Genomic DNA, 14519 nt, shown 5'->3' on the forward strand with positions numbered 1-14519 from the left:
TTACGGCGGCATTATTCACTAGGTCCTCCAAAACAATTCAGCATTGACTCGCTTACAACTGACTACAACTATAGTCAAAATTTGGAGTTTTTGCAAATTATTCGGAGCGCCTTCTTTACATCGGCAAATCTACCCATGGCTGCTCCGTCGGCAGTCGATTGCGGAACATCTCAATCGCCCGCGAGAGGTCTTGGTAACTCACCGTTTCTCTTATCTCATCGAGATAAAGATTACGGCGAGCAATGGCATCCAACTGAAAGGCCCAGTAGAGGGTCATCAATGGGTTGATATAAAGCTGGCTGCCTTCGGTGCGCGGCGTCGAGTGGAAGTTTCCAAATCGACCTTCAATAGACGAAAGAATAGAGCCAGAGACGATACTGGGCTGGTGGGGCATTTTGAGCGCGGCGTAGTCGAACGCTTTTTGGTAGAGGGCGACTTCGGGCATGTCTGGAGTGAGCGACCAGGCGCCGAGGAATCCGCCGGCGCGCGTAATATCGGCAACAGCTTCCAAAAAGTAGTGGTGGCAGACGCCGTGAAATGTGTCGACACCAAAGCCGAGACAGAGCAAGAGCTTGGTGGGAACGTCCAGCGCATCGACAGCCGCGATACTGGCAATGTCCTCCTGCGGTGTTCCCAGCATCGGCTCATCTCCGCGCATCAGGCTGTCCGTGCCTCCGTCGATCAGCACCACGGCATCCGGCTGCAAGCGCTCGGCAAGGAATTGATAGGCGTCCGCCGTCGGCTTCGCGCCGGTGCGATCGATACAATAGATCGGCTCGTAAATATCCTGTGACGCAAGCCACTGCGCCAGATACATCTCCGGAAAATACTGCTCCGGGCCCTCGGTCTTCGCCGTAACTTCCACCACCGCCGGGCCAATACGCCGCCCGGTGGAGGCATAAATCGTCGCGAACGAAAGGTTCGCGAGATGCACTTGCTTGCCGGCGGCGCGCAGGGCGAAGTAAAGGGGCAGCCCACAGTAAATATCGAACCCGCCACCCGCGCCAGCGAGCAGAATGGTTTGCGCGCTGTCTAACGTTTTGAAGAGTGGAATTTGCAGAATTGACATGAAGGAGCCTCGGCGTAAAAGACTTCGCCTACTAATATTGGACCGTAATACGTTCGTTCGTCACGATCCAATTCCCCTTCACATTCTGCACAAAGCACTGACCGCCATAACCACCCCGAGTTCCATAGAGCACACGAAATGAAGCAACGACGCTCCTCGCTCTGCGCGATTTGACCGGTCCCAAGTCGATGAGGACGCCCTTCTTCCCTGTCAAACGATCCGTGAATATTTCATCGAAGAGCGTGGAGTTTCGACTACGAGCATAAACTCGATGGGCTCTAGACTTCTTCTCCGCAGGCATCCCTGCCGCATTAAGATGTAAAAGCAATTCTGATGTCCGAAACCGAGTTTTGTTCTCGATAAAGCTCAATCCCGGATGCGCTCCCCCGTTGTACTTCGCAATCAAATACTGTGCGAGAGGCAATGCAAATGCGTCTCTCTGGGGTTTGACGTGATGGGCGGGCGACGCACATGCAGCGGACATGCTAAGAGCGAGGAGAGTGAGCGCCACTCCTGAGACACAACGAAAGCTTTTCATGACTACGATTGTAGCCTATTTCCTTTAAGCTCACCCATTTCCACGCGCCACAATCTGAATCCCGTTGATTGGAGCACGCAGGTTATCGTCCGTCGAGGAAATCGGTGTCGCAAGCAGCGTGAATGTGTTGGATTTGAGTCCGGTGAACTTCACGTAGTTGGCGTTGGGCGCAGACGGTGGGGCGTATTGGCCTTTGTAGAAGGACCCGGCGCGGTCGGCGACATTGACGCTTTGTGCGCCGATGGTAAACTTGGCGACGCGGGTCGCTCCGACATTGCCGCCGTCGCAGTAGAGGTAGACGTCGTAGCCATATTTTGTGAACGATTTGGGGAGATTGGAAACCGTGATATGGGTGGTGTCGTGGGCGTAGGTTTCCAGGTAGCCGCGCATCATGCGATTGCCGCCGTCATGGTCCGGGATGGGGGTGGCGTACGTGCCGCCGGCGTCGTAGTGGACGCGTGCGCCGCTGAGGTTTCCCACGCCGTCGATCAGCGGAAGCCCGCCGTAGCGGCAGGGAGCGGTGTTCCAGTTGATTGTGGGGACGGCTCCGGCGACTTCGTCCTGGTCCATGGCGATGGCGTCGCCGGTGAAATCGATGCTGATAACGCTGGGCGAGGTTTTGCGAAGTGGAGCGGCGTTGACGGGCGGTGAGGCCGGGCCGGAGCCGAAGGCGTTCGTGGGAATGATCTGGTAATAGTACGGGGCGTTGTCGGCGGCGACGCGGTCCGTATAGGTGTTTGCAACGACGCGGCTGTTGACGGTCGTGAAGCCGAAATGCGCGGAGCGGGAGCGGCGCACGATGTAATGAGATGCGGAAAACAAGCGATCCCATGACAGATGAACGGCGCCGTGAACCCCTTTGGCGCGCAGCGCAGAGACGGCGACATGGATAAACCGAGATAAGCTGGGATCTGTTAGGCCAACGCGAATCAAGCGCGCGGAGTGCGGCGCTAAAGTCGCCTGGAATTTGTCCGGGGTCGACGGCAGGTTTTGATGCGCCCAGAGATCGCGCAGGGGTAGATTACGCTTGACGCCGAGAAATTTCCAATCAGCGGCGACTGTCGCTGGCTCGGCGCCCAGATTGAGCAGAGCGATGGTATAGGTATCGTCGCCGTTGTCCGTGCGCCAAACTTGGTGGGCGCCGCCGATCATCTGCACGGCGGGACGGCCGGCTTGATCGACCGCGATCACCTCATAGTTGGTCAGCAGCTGGAGGCCGAAGGCGTCGAGCTTGCTCAGATCGTCGCCATTGTAAAGGGGAGAGCAGTTGATGGCCCAGAAGGTCATCGCGAGCTGCCGCTCATCATTGGTGAGGCCGTCCATGGCGCCGTTTCCGACGCAGATCGAATCGAAGTCGTTCCAGCCTTTGCCGGGGCCGGCGTCCTCGCTCCAGAGCGGCGCTTCCTGGAAGCGCTTCATCAGCTGGTTCCAGCCGGTGATATGCTCGGTCAGGCTGTCCACATCGTCGTTGACGCGGCGGCCTTGAGAATACTTTTGCCAAAAACCGACTTGATCGTGATCCACGCGCCAGGAGATTTCCAGCCAGATCGGGCGTCCGCTCTTGCGCAGGGCCTGGGAATACGCCTTGATATTGTCCCGGCTGTCCACCTCGGAATCCGATCCGGGGCCGACTCCATCGATCTTGAGATAGTCGATGTCCCACGACGCAAAGAGACGCGCGATCGAATCGATAAACTCCTGCGCGCCCGGCTTGGTGAAGTCGATCTTCATATGCCAGTCGCCAAAGGCGTTCCCGGCCACATGCGGATCCGCGACGATGTCACGAATGTGATACTTCGTCCCGTAGATCGGCGGATTCTGCCAGTACATGATCTTCTGGACGCCCGGGATCCAGTAAATGCCGATCTTCTGCCCGCGCTTGTGGAAGTCACGCGCGAGGCCTTTAATTCCGGACGGAAATTTCTTCAAGTCCGGAGTGGGCCGGCCGTACTTGTCATAAGGCCCCGCCCACCCCGAATCGATGTTCACGTAGTTGTAGCCATGGGGCTGAAGCAGGCGGTGCATGAGATCTGCCTGTTCGCGGACGTGCTTCTCATTCAGCCAGCCTTTGTTGTACTGCGGCAGATGCACGTCTTGAAGGTTCCAGGTCGTCCAGCCCATGTAAGGCTTGTGCGCCACCGTATCGATCGAGGCTTGCGCTTTCAGAGGCGGCTTGGGAGCAGCGAACGCAACCCTCGTCAGAACACTTAATGCTAACGACGCTGAAAGCAGAAGGGCGAAACTTGAGATACGCAACGTGATACTCCTGAATTGCGACAGCGCTGGAGCCCTCACCCTCGTTCCCTCTCCCGGAGGAGAGGGATGTCCAAAAGTCGACGCCAAAACGTGGTTCACGTGGGGTTCGGTATCTCCGTTGCCTTTGCGCGAAGCCACGTTCGGATACTAAATATTGGACATCCCTCTCCTCCGGGAGAGGGAACGAGGGTGAGGGCTCCATTGCATGAAAGCGCTTACATAAACTGGCCTATTCTAACATTCCATGACATTGCTGTCAAGCTGTCTACTCCGGCAGAATTTCAATCCCGTTGATCTTGGCGTTGCCGTCGGGGCTTGTCGGGGCGGCCCAGAGGTGGATCGCGATTTTGCCGGAGGCGTCGGGACGAATGCCGGCGAACGATTTGACGACCGCCTTGTGCGTTCCGCCCGCCGTGGCGATGATGTCGAAGTTCTTCAGGACTTGCGAGCCGTTGATTGCAGCGTTTTCCAAACGCTGGCCGGCCTCTTTGTCAAAGACATCGGCAAAGTGCAAGCGCACGGTGTAGCGGCCTTTGGGAACGGGATAGCTCCATGTGAAGTCGTTGGCGTACCGCTCGCACTGGTAAATGGCGGCCGGGGCGGCGTGGGCGACATTGACCTCGACCGGCGCCTCCGTACTGTTCTGCTGGCCGTCGAGCATATTGGGATCGGAGACAAACGCGCCGATGGGGTCATCGCTGCCGCAGGCGACCCGGATCGGAACCGTCAGGGTTACGTTCTGCTCCGCGGCGGGCGCGGGGAACTTGGCGTATTGGAATCCCGCAGGCATGGTGGCCGGCGGACGCGAGTCGGAACCAACGCCCCATTGCGGGTTGGGCTTCGGTCCCATCACGAGGCGCAGGACGCCGCCGCCGGTCAGTTCGCGGTGCGTGATCCAGGTCCGTTCAAATGGCTTGCCATTGAGCGTCGCCGACTGGATGTAGACGTTCTTGGGACTGTTGTTCTGAGCGATCACGGTAAACTCGCGGCCGCCGTATTTCTTACCGTCGAGATGCAGCACGGATTTGCTGACGGCAGGGCTGCCGATGGCGTAGACGCCGGCGGCGGGGTTGACGGGGTAGAAGCCGAGGGCGCTGAAGACATACCAGGCGGACATCTGGCCGCAGTCCACGTTGCCGCACTCGCCGTTCGGCGTATCGCTGTATTGCGAGCGCATGATCTCCCGCACCCACTTCTGGGTCTTGTAGGGCTGCCCGGCGTAGTTGTAGAGATAGGCGATATGGTGGCACTGCTCGTCGCCCTGCGCGTACTGCCCAATCAAGCCCGTAATGTCCGGGATGATCGTACGCGTTTTCGAACTCATCGTGAAGAGTGTGTCCAGCTTTTTGATGAAGGCGGTGTCGCCGCCATGCATCCGGATCATACCGGGAACGTCCTGCTGAACGGCGAAGGCGTACTGCCAGGCGTCGGCTTCGGTGTATTCGTCGTTGATCTGACCGATAGGGTCGAACTTGGGACGCCACTCGCCGTTCGCCCTGCGTCCGCGCAGAAACCCGGTCGTCGAATCATAGAGATTGATGTAGTGTCCGGCGCGCTTGTAGAACATCTGGGCGTCTTCGTGGTGTCCCAGCGCTTCGGCCATGCGCGCGATGCACCAGTCATCGACGGCATATTCAATGGTCTTGGAAGTCGCCTGCATACCGGGAGTCGAAGCGACATAGCCCAGCGTCTTATATGTATCCTGTCCGTTGCGGTCCTGCATGGCGGTGTCGCGCATCGCTTGATACGCCGCCTCGGCGTCAAAGCCCCGGAAGCCCTTCAAATAAGCGTCCGCCATCACGGCGGTCGAGTGATAGCCGATCATGCACCAGGTCTCGTTTTCCCAGAGCGGCCAGATCGGCGTGGTGCGCGATCCCTGCTGATGGTATTGCGTGAGCATCGTCGAGACCATATCGTCCACGCGTCCCGGCTGAAGCAGGGTCAGCAATGGGTGCTCGGCCCGGTATGTGTCCCAGAGGGAGAACGCCGTGTAGTTCTGGAAGCCGGGCTTGGTATGGACCTGATGATCCAGCCCTCGATAGGCGCCGTCCACATCGTTGAACAGCGATGGCCCGATATAGGAGAGATAGAGATTAGTGTAAAACGTGCGGCGCAAGTGCGGGTCCCGCGTCTCAATCTGCGCGCTATCCAGAGCGCGGCTCCACGCCCGCCCTGCGGCATTCCGAACGCCTTTGAAATCCCAGCCGGGGATCTCGGCTTTCAGATTTTTGCGCGCGCCCTCGATGCTCGTTCCGGAGACCCCGACCTTGATCAGGATCGCCTCGCCGGCCTTCGTATGATAGTTCACCGACGCCTTCATCACGCCGCCAGACGCTTCCTTCGTTCCCGGCGGCAATGGCTCGCCGCTCTTTTGCAGATCGATCGAATCAAACGGCTTCGAGAACTGCATCACGTAATAGACGATCCGAGATCCGCCCCACCCGTTCGATTTGCGAAATCCCGAGATCGTCGTGCTGTTCTCGGCGCGAATTTCACTGTCCGAGGCGTGGCTTTGGATGCCGTGGTCAAGGTCAATGGCGATGTGCGCATTGTCGGCCGCCGGGAAGGTGTAGCGATGGAAGCCGCAGCGCTCCGTCGCCGTCAGTTCGGCAGTCACCTTGGGATCCTGAAGATAGACCCGGTAGTAGCCGGGCTGCGCCGCCTCGCGTGCGTGCGAAAAGCGCGACATATAGCCGTCGCCCGGCTGACCCGCGTCAAAATGCACGGCGCCGACAGTCGGCATTACCATCACATCTCCCAAACAGCCGCCGCCGGTTCCCGAAAGATGCGTATGGCTGAACCCCAGGATCGTCTTGTCGCTGTAGAGATATCCAGAGCAGCCGTCCCAGGTCTCAGTCCGCGTGTCCGGACTGAGGACCGCCATCCCAAACGGCAGCACCGCGCCGGGAAACGTATGGCCATGTCCGTCGGTCCCGATGAATGGATCGACACTGCCGATGGGGTTAGGCGCGGCGGCGTGTATGGATAACGGGGCAAGCAGCAGGCCAAGGAAAATCCCGGCGCGGCAGAGACGAAGGGTAGTCATGAGGAGATCGCTTTCAGAGAGAATTCTTGAGGAAACTCAGGTGAACAGTTCCATTATAAAGCGCGCCAATCGCCGCGTCAACGCATGCGATGTGACATCTCGTTATGATCTTGTGACATCGACAAATTCGCATTGGGACGGGGTGACACTTCCCGAATTATATGGTAATGTATCGTTGATACCAAAGATTGCAATGGCGCACTTTCCCGCAAACGACACTGAATAAGGCAGCATGAATAGCGAATTACTGTCACAAGACACCGAAGTCTCCGATGTATTGCCGCCTCTTTTATCGATCAAGCCCCGGCGCGAGGAACAAGAGCACTACTTCCGCACGCATCCACAGACGTATGAAGTGCTATGGAATTGTGGGTTTCTGATTTTTGGAGACGCGCCTCTTTTTTCCCGGCCGCTCACGGTCTCGGAGCAGCTTGTTCGCACCCCCGATTACCGGTGCGACTGCAAGATGCGGGAAGCGGACCCGATCCGCTACTTCTGCTATACGCTCTCGGGACAGGGCGGGATCACCGACGCCAGTGGTTCCTATGTGACGAACGCCGGCGAGGCGTTTCTCGTGGAGACGAATAATCCTCTGGCCAGTTACTACTATCCACCCAGCGCCACCGAGCCCTGGCGCTTCCTCGCATTCGCCTTTCACGGATTACAGGCGCATGTGATGGTGCGCGCGATGCTGCAAAAGTACGGCCCGATCTATCGCATCCCCAAAGAATCGAGAATTATCCAGCGTCTGCTGTCGTTTGAAGGCCCTCGGTACACGCCAGGACAAACGCATATCCATCAGATGCAGCTCTACGAGGCCATCGAGCTGACAAACGATCTGATGATGGCGCTCGTGGCGGCGCACCAGCCCGCCGATCCGGAGGATCAGTCCCAGGATCTCGTGCAGCAAGCCGTGGCGATCATCACCTCCGGCGAGGCGGCCGACCTGCGCGTCAGCGACGTCGCTCGCCAGATCGGTGTCAGCCGCGAATATCTCTCACGGTTATTTCACAGCCGGCTGGGCAAGTCCCCGCGCACGTTCATCCTGGAGCAGAAGATCGAGCGCGCCTGCCTGCTGCTCCGGGAAACAAACATACCGATCAAAACGATCGCGGACCGGCTGGGCTACACCGCCTATCCGAACTTCTCCAACGCCTTCCAGCAGATCATGCGCATGACGCCCCGAGAATACCGGCGCACCGGTGGCCCAAGCCCATGGAGCCTCTCCCCCAGCGATACGCGGGCATAAAAGTGAGTGCGAGCAGGAAACGGCGCATTTCCCCCCGAATAGAAGAGTATGACTGCGGAACCGGATCCTTATATTGCGCTGAAACTTGAGCCGGGAAGTACCCTGGAGCAGGTGAAGGAACAGTATCGCCGGCTTGCGAAAGAGTATCACCCGGACTTAAATCCCCACGACCGCGCGGCGTCCGAAGAGCGCCTGCGGCGGCTGAACGCCGCGTACGCCCTGCTGTCCGACCCGGCCCATAAGGCGATGCTGGACCGTCGGCGTGAGCGAGAACAGGCCCAGCGGTCCGCGTCTGGCCCGCGTGCGGCGAACCGGCCGGCAGCGCGTCCGCACCCCGTGACGGCGGGCGACGCCAAGCGACGGAGGCCGAAGTCGGCGCGGACGCGAACGCCCGCGCGCCCGCTGACACGCGCCGAACGCAAGCGCGTCCGGGTCGCCGCCGCCTCGATTGGGCTGGCGGTGTCGCTGGCGGTCGTGGGTATGGTCTACTACGAATGGTGGCAGCCGACGCCCCTGAACCACGCGGGGATCGCACCGTCGCTGGGCGCGGACCCCATCGAAGCGCAGCCGGCTGGCGGCGCCTGGTCCTCGCCGCCGCCAATGGCGCTGGTTCCCTACCCCCCGCCGACGCCGGCGGACGACGAAGCTCTTCCCGCCGATGCATCGGCCGAGCAGCGCGCCTTGCGCGTCAAGCAGAAACTGCAAAGCCGCATGGAAGAAGTCGATCCCAAAATCACCGCCCTCATCTCAGCGGTTCAGACTGTGGTTGCCGACGACGAGAAAATGGACAGCGCGTCGCCGGAGCACTTCCAGTGGCGCACGCAGCTGGCGACCGATTCCCACGCCATGCTTCTGCAGCGCGATATGGTCCGCTTCGAAATCGAGGATCTTGCGTCACGTCCGTCACAGAAACAGCAGGACGCCTTAATACACATCAAGACCGATTCCGAAATCCTCGATCAGCAATACCAGCGCGTACGCGAGGAACTGCGCCAGAAACCGCGTTAGTCCATGACTGTCTACGTCAGCCTCAGGAGCCACTGATGACCATCGAAATCAAAACTGTCCCCGCAGCCCTGTTTCTCGCCTCGACCCACGAAACCACCATTCCCGAGATTGCCGCGCTCGGCGGTGAAGTTCCAGGAATGATCTATGCCGCCGCCGAGGAGCAGTCGCTTGCCGTGGGCGGTCCCATCTATTTCTTTTACGATGGCGCCGACGGGTCGATGGAAAAAGTCTTCACACTGAAAATTGGCGTTCCGCTTCTCGAACGGCCCGAAGCCGAGGCGCCAGGGCCGTTTCAGGTCTACGAAGCGCCGGAGTTTCACTGCATCGCCATGGACTATATTGGCGGCATGCCGGGGATTCAAAATGGATACAAGATGCTGATGGATGCGATGAAGGAGCAGGGGCTTCGGGCGACCTGGGAAACGCGGGAGATTTACAAGCACTGGGTCGATTACGATTCGCCGGAGAACGTGACGGAGCTTCAGCTCGGCTTGGCGTAAGTAAAAACGCAAAACGCCCCGCGATTTTATTCGCGGGGCGTTTTCTCAGACAGCTATTGCTTGGCGGCGGCGTGTTTTTCGCTGAGTTCTTTTTGGACGCGATGAAAATGCGCTTTGGCTTTCTGTGCGCGCGCCAGACGGTCACGTTTGACGCGCTCTTCGACCTGGGCCAGATGCTCCAGCGCCTTGACGCGACGCGCATGCTGCTCTTCGCGTTCACTGCGCGACATCGGGGCGTCCAAATCCCGGGCGATCTCGCCGTCGCCGCCAGCTTCGGGGCCGGAAACGTTTTCCCCTGTGTCGCCGTAGTACCACTGCTTGTGCCTATGGCCGTTTGCATCGCGGACCGTATGCCAGCGCAGGGAGTGTCCGCGGCCAGGCGCCGCCACCTTCATGCCGCCCGGGTCATGGGACCGACGCCAATGGCGCCGGTGACGGCGTCCGCTCGTTTGAGCGGGATCCGTAGCGGGCGCCGCGCTCACATCGGTTTGTGCGGACGCGGGCTTGTCGCTGGGCGCCGCATGGCAAACGGGAGCAGCCAGACAAAACGCGAACACAGCGAGCATCAGACACGGATGCATTCTCATCGGTAGTGCAATTCCTTGAAAAATTATTGCCGCCTAGAACGTTCTAGGCGCTTCCCCAAGATTTTACCCGATATTTGACGCGAGCAAACGAGCAGGGATGTTTATTCGTGGCGACCGAACCAATGATCGGCGAACATTTCATCGGATTCCCGGTGCGCTTCCGCGATTTTTCGTCTTGAGCTAGTATACTGAATTATCAAAATTTGAATGGACGAGGTTTAGGGATGAAGCGCCAATTCGCCAAGACATTGCAGATCAATGAGGAAGTCGACGATGTCTTCGTCGTCGCGGGCTTCACCCTGCACGATCCGCCCGGCAAGAAGCGGCGTCTGGAGATTGTGCTTCAGGACCACACGGGACAATGCACGGCCGTCCGCTGGGATGTCTCGGCCGCCGAGCACGCCGGCGTACGGCACATGACATATGTCCACGTACGCGGCCGAGTGGGTGAATTTAACGGCGTCCGCCAAATCCATCTGACCGACTGGATGATCGCCGCCGGCAAACCCGAAGACGAGACTCTCTTTCACTGGGCGCGCTGCGAACCGCTGGCGCAGCTTTCGGCGCGCTTGGACGATTATATCCGCCAGGTCACGCATTCCGGCCTGCGCTCACTCCTGAACAGGACGTTCACCGGCCCGTTCCGCGAGAAGTTCGCCCTCTCCCCCGCCGCCAAACGCGCCCATCACGCCTTTCCCCACGGACTGCTTCAGCATACGCTGGAAGTGACCGATCTCGCCGCTTCCATCATCGACGGCGCCGCCCGCTGGCGCACGAGCGATCTGTCGCGGGATTTAGTAATCGCCGGCGCCCTGCTGCACGACATCGGCAAGGTGCATGAGCTGGAGCAGACCGGAGACGGGTATCAATACACCCGCCAAGGGCATCTGATCGGGCACACGATGCTGGGATACCGCAGGGTCGCCGCCATGATGGCGAAGGAGCCGGATATCCCGGAGGAGATGAGCGACGCCCTTCAGCACATTATCCTCTCGCACCATGGCCGTATGGACTATGGCGCGCCGGTCACGCCGAGTTTCCCCGAGGCGCTGATCGTGCATATGGCGGATGATCTTAGCGCCAAGCTGTATATCATGTGGGAAGCGCAGCAGAACTCCGCCACGGACTTCGTCAAAAGCTTCTTCTTCGACAACAAGCAGATATATACTGGCTCACGCGGCCATACCCCGCCCGGCGTCTCCGAGACGGTTCCCGATTGGGAGGCGCCGTCGCAGCCGATCGCGCCCGCCCACCCTGTGACGATCCCGACGCCCGCCAAGGAAGCCGCCGAGCCGGCCCGCCTCCCCGTGTTCCACTTCCGATCGGGATTAAACTCAGAGCATCGCTTCGAGACGCGGCGGATCCAGATGTACGGCGACATCGCCGCCGGGCCTCCCCGCGAGACGGGCGAGGAGCCGACGGAGTATTACGACCTCGACGCGGAGGGGCTCAATTCGAGCGACAGTTACTTCTTGCTGACCATTGACGGCGAGAGCATGAGCGGCGACGGCCTTTACCCAGGCGACTTGATCCTGCTGCGGCGCCAGGAAAGCGCGCAGAGCGGCGACATGGTTGCGGCGTGGTTTGAGGACAATCGCGCCACCGTAAAACGTTTTTACCGCTCACCAGGGGGCGAAGTGACGCTGCTGCCGTCGAATCCTGATTTCGCGCCGATTCCCGTTCCCGATCCTTCGGCGCTGCGAATCCACGGAAAAGTGCTGGGAATCGCCCGTTCTGGAGACACATTGGCGTTTTAATTATGGTTGCGCGAATTGCGCCGGAAAATTCCTTGTGCTTTAACGCAAAAGCAGTTCACATTTCCGTTAAAATATTGTAAAATGGTGGCGAGAAGACGCAGGAGATCGCGGCGTCTATCGCTAAACACCGCGCTTGGGAATGTTCCTATCGCGAAGGGGGAATTTGTCTGTGTCGAAGATTTTAAAGATTGCTATTGTCGGTACCGGCGGCATCGCCAACGGAAAGCATATGCCCAGCCTCGCCACGCTGGACAACGTAGAGCAGGTCGCGTTCGTCGACATCATCGAGGATAAGGCGAAGCTGGCGGCCAAGGAGTACGGCACGCCGGACGCCAAGGTCTACACCGACTACCGCGAGATGCTCAAGGACCCGTCGATCGACGTCGTCCAGGTCTGCACCCCCAACGACGCCCACGCGGACATCGCCATCGCGGCGCTGGAAGCCGGCAAGCACGTTATGTCCGAAAAGCCGATGGCGAAGACTGCGGCCGACGCCAAGCGGATGCTCGACGCCTCCATCAAGACCGGCAAGAAGCTGACCGTTGGTTACAACAACCGCTTCCGCCCGGATAGCCAGCATCTGAAGAAGGTCGTGGACGCGGGTACGCTCGGCGAGATCTACTTCGCCAAGGCCCACGCCATCCGCCGCCGCGCCGTCCCCACCTGGGGCGTGTTTCTGGACGAAGAGAAGCAGGGCGGCGGTCCGCTGATCGACATCGGCACCCACGCGCTCGACCTCACCCTCTGGATGATGAACAACTACGAGCCGAAGTCCGTCATGGGAGCCTCGTACCACAAGCTCTCGCAGCGTGAGAACGCGGCGAACGCCTGGGGCCCGTGGGATCCCAAGAAGTTCACCGTGGAAGATTCGGCGTTCGGCTTCATCACGATGAAGAACGGCGCAACGATCATCCTGGAGAGCAGCTGGGCGCTCAACACGCTGAACGTGGACGAAGCCAAGTGCTCCCTCTCGGGCACCGAAGGCGGCGCGGACATGATCGGCGGCCTGCGGATCAACGGCGAGCAGCACAGCCGCCTCTACACCCAGGAAGTCGACCTGAAGGCCGGCGGCGTGGCGTTCTACTCCGGCAAGACGGAAAACGACTCGACCCTGGAAGCGCGCATGTGGATCGACGCGATCCTCAACGACACCGACCCGGTCGTCCTCCCGCAGCAGGCGTTCATCGTCTCCCAAATCCTGGAAGCGATCTACGACTCCGCGAAATCGGGCAAGGCGATCTACTTCGACTAAGCCATCGCACCTCGCGACAAGCTGAAAAGGCCAGTGGTGTATGCCACGGGCCTTTTTTGCGTCACATATGTCCCTCGCTGAGTAACCTACCCCCGCGCTTCGCGCGACCCCTCCCATGAAGCTGGGAAGGGTATTAGGATTTTTGTTATCGCAGGCGGCTTTCGTCCGAGAACCTCTTCCAACCCTTCCCAACTTCATGGGAGGGGTCGCGCGAAGCGCGGGGGTAGGTTACCGGGTCACAGCCCAGGGGACTGAGAGATCCAGTCGATATCGATTTCCTTCTGCATCAGCAGTTCGGACAGCTGCCCTACGTGGCCCTGAATATGGCGCAGGTTCATGAGCTGATGGGACATCTTGCTGATATTCTTGTACCATGCGAAGCCCGCATCATCGGTGTCGAGATCAAGCTGATCGACAGTGGAGTCGACCAGGCCGTCGACGAACCGGATATAGTCGAGCATCTCGGTCTTCTGGTAAATATCGGCGCCCTCGGGCAGTTCGTAAGGCTCCACATCCGACGGCGAACTCCAGAGTCCCTGATGGATCCCCTCTCGCCGTCCGGGCCAGGGCTGAAACGCCGCCTCATTCTGGACCATGTAGAGGTGCGTAAAGAAGGCGGCGTGGAAGGCGATGCGCCAGAATGTGCGCGGATGCGCGCCCTCAAGCCATAGATCCTCTGGGCAATTCTCGACGCACTGCGCGAGCATTGCAAGCCCGGCGTGGTACTGTTCCTTCAGCGCCTGTTGTATCTCCATTTCCGCCCCTCTCAGTTGTCCGTCGTCGTGTCACCCAATAGATGCCGGACCGAATACATCTGTCCCGTATGATAACTGACGTGAAACGCCGAGTACTTGATCGCCTCGTCATACGTGTCTCCGTCCGGCCAGCCGGGGATGGAGCTCTTGGGATCGGGACCCAGCGCCTTGAAATGCGCGAGCGATTCTTGATACACCCGCAGAAGTTCGTCACAGACCTGCTGCGCCGTCATCGCCAGGTGCTCCTCCGACGGAGGCGTCTCAAGCGTCGCCTGATAATACCGAAACCGATGGTCAATCAGCGGGCTTTTCACCGCGCACTTCTCAAGATCCGGTTTTCGCCCGCCGCCCGCCAGCCTTGCCGCAAGCCAGTAGGTGTCGAGTCTCATGTCATTATGAACAAGTGGGGATGGCGTTTGAGGAGCGCATGTGGTAGTCTTCTTGGTAACCACACCAAAGAAAATCAACCACATGCACTTCCATTCTAACGCATCCACCAATA

General features: G+C 59.5%; 10 protein-coding genes and 1 pseudogene. 5 read left to right on the forward strand and 6 right to left on the reverse strand.

Annotation, left to right across the window (positions count from 1 at the left end; translation table 11 throughout):
• Nucleotides 1-115: 115 nt before the first annotated feature.
• The 3 genes from ABIZ35_RS27845 to ABIZ35_RS27855 all read right to left on the reverse strand — a co-directional run bounded on the left by ABIZ35_RS27845 (nucleotide 116) and on the right by ABIZ35_RS27855 (nucleotide 6909).
• On the reverse strand, nucleotides 116-1069 hold the full coding sequence (locus ABIZ35_RS27845) for a DUF1152 domain-containing protein (RefSeq protein WP_348223211.1): 954 nt from the start codon (nucleotides 1067-1069) through the stop codon (nucleotides 116-118).
• Between the two features lie 568 nt (nucleotides 1070-1637).
• On the reverse strand, nucleotides 1638-3863 hold the full coding sequence (locus tag ABIZ35_RS27850; RefSeq protein WP_348223212.1) for a glycoside hydrolase family 27 protein: 2226 nt from the start codon (nucleotides 3861-3863) through the stop codon (nucleotides 1638-1640).
• A 265-nt stretch (nucleotides 3864-4128) separates the two neighbouring features.
• A complete protein-coding gene (locus tag ABIZ35_RS27855) occupies nucleotides 4129-6909 on the reverse strand; it encodes a GH92 family glycosyl hydrolase (protein WP_348223213.1) in 2781 nt (926 codons plus the stop codon).
• A 232-nt stretch (nucleotides 6910-7141) separates the two neighbouring features.
• Here ABIZ35_RS27855 and ABIZ35_RS27860 point away from each other — a divergent pair, with 232 nt between their 5' ends.
• From ABIZ35_RS27860 to ABIZ35_RS27870, 3 genes are read left to right on the forward strand one after another with little or no spacing between them, the layout of a single operon-like run.
• On the forward strand, nucleotides 7142-8158 hold the full coding sequence (locus ABIZ35_RS27860) for an AraC family transcriptional regulator (protein ID WP_348223214.1): 1017 nt from the start codon (nucleotides 7142-7144) through the stop codon (nucleotides 8156-8158).
• 48 nt (nucleotides 8159-8206) lie between these two features.
• Nucleotides 8207-9166: a DnaJ domain-containing protein gene (locus tag ABIZ35_RS27865; protein ID WP_348223215.1), complete on the forward strand. Its 960-nt coding sequence runs from the start codon at nucleotides 8207-8209 to the stop codon at nucleotides 9164-9166.
• Nucleotides 9167-9201: 35 nt separating this feature from the next.
• Nucleotides 9202-9666 (forward strand): GyrI-like domain-containing protein, encoded by a 465-nt coding sequence (locus tag ABIZ35_RS27870; protein ID WP_348223216.1) that lies wholly within the window; start codon nucleotides 9202-9204, stop codon nucleotides 9664-9666.
• A 53-nt stretch (nucleotides 9667-9719) separates the two neighbouring features.
• On the opposite strand, the gene ABIZ35_RS27875 is transcribed toward ABIZ35_RS27870, so the two are convergent.
• On the reverse strand, nucleotides 9720-10253 hold the full coding sequence (locus ABIZ35_RS27875; RefSeq protein WP_348223217.1) for a hypothetical protein: 534 nt from the start codon (nucleotides 10251-10253) through the stop codon (nucleotides 9720-9722).
• Nucleotides 10254-10477: 224 nt separating this feature from the next.
• Between ABIZ35_RS27875 and ABIZ35_RS27880 the strand changes: the two genes are divergently transcribed.
• Nucleotides 10478-12010 (forward strand): S24 family peptidase, encoded by a 1533-nt coding sequence (locus ABIZ35_RS27880; RefSeq protein WP_348223218.1) that lies wholly within the window; start codon nucleotides 10478-10480, stop codon nucleotides 12008-12010.
• 169 nt (nucleotides 12011-12179) lie between these two features.
• Nucleotides 12180-13262, forward strand: coding sequence for a Gfo/Idh/MocA family oxidoreductase (locus ABIZ35_RS27885; RefSeq protein WP_348223219.1), 1083 nt, complete (start codon nucleotides 12180-12182; stop codon nucleotides 13260-13262).
• Nucleotides 13263-13498: 236 nt separating this feature from the next.
• Here the strand turns inward: ABIZ35_RS27885 and ABIZ35_RS27890 are convergent, their stop codons facing one another.
• A complete protein-coding gene (locus ABIZ35_RS27890) occupies nucleotides 13499-14017 on the reverse strand; it encodes a hypothetical protein (RefSeq protein ID WP_348223220.1) in 519 nt (172 codons plus the stop codon).
• An 11-nt stretch (nucleotides 14018-14028) separates the two neighbouring features.
• Nucleotides 14029-14519 (reverse strand): annotated as a pseudogene (locus ABIZ35_RS27895) (hypothetical protein); the annotation flags it as partial.

The sequence above is a fragment of the Capsulimonas sp. genome (assembly GCF_039929585.1).
Taxonomy (GTDB): domain Bacteria; phylum Armatimonadota; class Armatimonadia; order Armatimonadales; family Capsulimonadaceae; genus Capsulimonas.

What these genes read in the sequence shown, in the direction of transcription:
- ABIZ35_RS27845 (WP_348223211.1), bottom strand. Translation starts at nt 1,069, where the DNA reads ATGTCAATTCTGCAAATTCCACTCTTCAAAACGTTAGACAGCGCGCAA.
- ABIZ35_RS27860 (WP_348223214.1), top strand. Translation starts at nt 7,142, where the DNA reads ATGAATAGCGAATTACTGTCACAAGACACCGAAGTCTCCGATGTATTG.
- ABIZ35_RS27855 (WP_348223213.1), bottom strand. Translation starts at nt 6,909, where the DNA reads ATGACTACCCTTCGTCTCTGCCGCGCCGGGATTTTCCTTGGCCTGCTG.
- ABIZ35_RS27890 (WP_348223220.1), bottom strand. Translation starts at nt 14,017, where the DNA reads ATGGAGATACAACAGGCGCTGAAGGAACAGTACCACGCCGGGCTTGCA.
- ABIZ35_RS27870 (WP_348223216.1), top strand. Translation starts at nt 9,202, where the DNA reads ATGACCATCGAAATCAAAACTGTCCCCGCAGCCCTGTTTCTCGCCTCG.
- ABIZ35_RS27875 (WP_348223217.1), bottom strand. Translation starts at nt 10,253, where the DNA reads ATGAGAATGCATCCGTGTCTGATGCTCGCTGTGTTCGCGTTTTGTCTG.
- ABIZ35_RS27865 (WP_348223215.1), top strand. Translation starts at nt 8,207, where the DNA reads ATGACTGCGGAACCGGATCCTTATATTGCGCTGAAACTTGAGCCGGGA.
- ABIZ35_RS27880 (WP_348223218.1), top strand. Translation starts at nt 10,478, where the DNA reads ATGAAGCGCCAATTCGCCAAGACATTGCAGATCAATGAGGAAGTCGAC.